This is a genomic window from Ursidibacter arcticus (assembly GCF_009761375.1).
Taxonomy (GTDB): Bacteria; Pseudomonadota; Gammaproteobacteria; order Enterobacterales; family Pasteurellaceae; genus Ursidibacter; species Ursidibacter arcticus.
This window is the reverse complement of sequence record NZ_LEKM01000220.1, coordinates 1-2,509: the sequence shown is the minus strand read 5'-3', so window position 1 is coordinate 2,509 and position 2,509 is coordinate 1. Positions and strand designations below refer to the sequence as shown.

Annotated in this window: 3 protein-coding genes; 1 reads left to right on the top strand and 2 read right to left on the bottom strand. The window is 40.9% G+C overall.

Annotated elements, in window-relative coordinates:
- The coding region (locus A1D25_RS11005; RefSeq protein WP_205420614.1) for a transposase at positions 1-251 on the top strand (251 nt) is incomplete at its 5' end.
- A gap of 145 nt (positions 252-396) precedes the next feature.
- Here the strand turns inward: A1D25_RS11005 and sucD are convergent.
- Positions 397-1,269, bottom strand: coding sequence for a succinate--CoA ligase subunit alpha (gene sucD / locus A1D25_RS10415; RefSeq protein WP_157395610.1), 873 nt, complete (start codon positions 1,267-1,269; stop codon positions 397-399).
- Positions 1,269-2,435 (bottom strand): ADP-forming succinate--CoA ligase subunit beta, encoded by a 1,167-nt coding sequence (sucC, locus tag A1D25_RS10410; RefSeq protein ID WP_157395609.1) that lies wholly within the window; start codon positions 2,433-2,435, stop codon positions 1,269-1,271. Before sucC ends, sucD begins: the two co-directional genes overlap by 1 nt.
- Positions 2,436-2,509: the final 74 nt, after the last annotated feature.

Here is a 2,509-nt window from a genome sequence, read left to right as displayed (position 1 = left end):
CCAAATTTCATAGAATGAAACACTTACAAGAAATTATTAATGACAGTATCAAAACAAATACAGACGCCAATAGCATCAACAATACCAATGACAAAAGACACAAACACATTATTCTGCCCCTACCCCCTTATTCACCTGAGTTAAATGTCATAGAACCAAGTTGGGCAACAATTAAGCAATGGCTTAGAAGTCATTTATTTGAATTTGAAACTATTGAGCAGGGGTTGATGGGATATTTCGGGGTTAATTGAATATAAAATCAATTATCGAAGTAAGGTGTATGAACAATGAAAAAATCTGCCCTTAATCAGTTGGCTGTTTATTTCAACTTTTGGGGCAAATTACCATTTAAATCTAACAAAAATAGCCCCAATAAAATGGGGCTATAATTAGACATTATTGGTTTAATGCTTTACGCAATGCCGAACCAATATCAGCAAGACTACGAACAGTGGTTACACCAGCCGCTTCAAGTGCTGCGAATTTCTCATCGGCAGTACCTTTACCACCACTGATAATAGCACCAGCGTGCCCCATTCGTTTGCCTTTTGGTGCGGTAACTCCTGCAATATAGCTAACGACAGGCTTGGTTACATATTCTTTAATGAAAGCCGCCGCTTCTTCTTCCGCAGAGCCACCAATTTCGCCAATCATTACAATGGCCTCAGTTTCAGGATCATCTTGGAATAATTTCAGAATATCAATAAAGTTTGAACCAGGGATAGGGTCGCCGCCGATACCCACACAGGTAGATTGTCCAAAACCTTCATCAGTCGTTTGTTTTACCGCTTCATAGGTTAATGTACCAGAACGAGAAACAATACCAATTTTGCCTTTCTTGTGAATACTACCCGGCATAATACCAATCTTACATTCATCTGGTGTAATAACACCTGGGCAGTTAGGGCCAATCATACGTACGCCAGTTTGGTTTAAGCGTTGTTTCACTTGGAGCATATCTAAAGTTGGAATACCTTCAGTGATACAGATCACTAACTGAATACCAGCATCAACCGCTTCTAAAATTGCATCTTTACAACCAGCTGCTGGAACATAAATCACAGTGGCAGTTGCACCTGTTGCTTCTACGGCTTCACGCACAGTGTTAAATACAGGTAATCCTAAATGGGTTGTTCCGCCTTTGCCAGGTGAAACACCGCCAACTAATTGTGTACCATAAGCGAGAGCTTGCTCAGAATGGAATGTACCCTGACCACCAGTAAAGCCTTGGCAAATTACTTTTGTATTTTTATCAATTAAAATAGACATTATTTACCCTCCGCAGCCTTAACCGCTTGAATAGCAGCATCTGTTAAGGTAGCTGCCGCAATAATATTTAATCCGCTCTTCGCTAAGATTTCACGCCCTAATTCTGCATTGTTTCCTTCAAGGCGGACGACCACAGGCACATTTACACCCACTTCATTTACCGCAGCAATGATGCCATCAGCAATTAAATCACAGCGGACGATACCACCAAAGATATTCACTAAAACCGCTTTTACCGCTTTATCTGATAAAATAATTTTAAATGCTTCTGCCACACGTTCTTTAGTTGCACCACCGCCCACGTCTAAGAAGTTTGCAGGGAAACCGCCGTGAAGTTTCACAATATCCATTGTTCCCATTGCTAAACCAGCACCATTGACCATACAGCCGATATTGCCATCTAAAGCAACATAGTTAAGTTGGTGAGATTCAGCAAGAGCTTCACGAGGGTCATCTTGGCTCGGATCTTGCATTGCAGCGAGTTCAGGCTGACGATATAACGCATTGCCATCTACAACCATTTTGGCATCTAGGCAAAGTAAGTTACCTTCTTTTGTTGTAACAAGAGGGTTGATCTCCAATAAAGAGAGATCTTTCTCAACAAATAATTTAGCAAGTTGAGTAAAAATAAAGGTAAATTGTTTGATCTGATCACCTGATAAGCCTAATTTAAAGGCTAATTCACGTCCTTGATAAGCCATTCCGCCCGTTAAAGGATCAATTGCAATTTTATGAAGTAATTCAGGGGTTTTTTCTGCCACTTCTTCAATGTTCATACCACCAGCACTTGATGCCATAAACACCACTTTTTGTGAAGAGCGATCAATAACAGCGCCTAAATAAAGTTCACGATCGATATTTGCGGTTTCTTCAACATAAAGCGTATTGACTGGCTGACCACTTGCATCTGTTTGGAAGGTAACTAAACGGTTACCCAACCATTTATCTGCAAATTCACGCACTTCAGCTTCGTTACGCACGAGTTTTACGCCACCAGCTTTACCACGACCACCAGCGTGTACTTGGCATTTAATTGCCCACGCATCGCCACTTAATTGTTTAATTGCTTCAACAGCCTCATCAGCCGTTTTGCACGCAATCCCTCGACTAACAGGGAGCTTATATTGGGCAAAAATTTGTTTGCCTTGATATTCATGTAGGTTCATTGTGTTGTTCCTATGTTGTGTTTAATTTCGGCTTTATGAGTTTGCCAAATCTCCCCTGTACAACCCAAACATCG

Excerpts from the sequence above, each read along its gene's own strand:
- sucD (WP_157395610.1), bottom strand. The coding sequence starts at position 1,269 with ATGTCTATTTTAATTGATAAAAATACAAAAGTAATTTGCCAAGGCTTT.
- sucC (WP_157395609.1), bottom strand. The coding sequence starts at position 2,435 with ATGAACCTACATGAATATCAAGGCAAACAAATTTTTGCCCAATATAAG.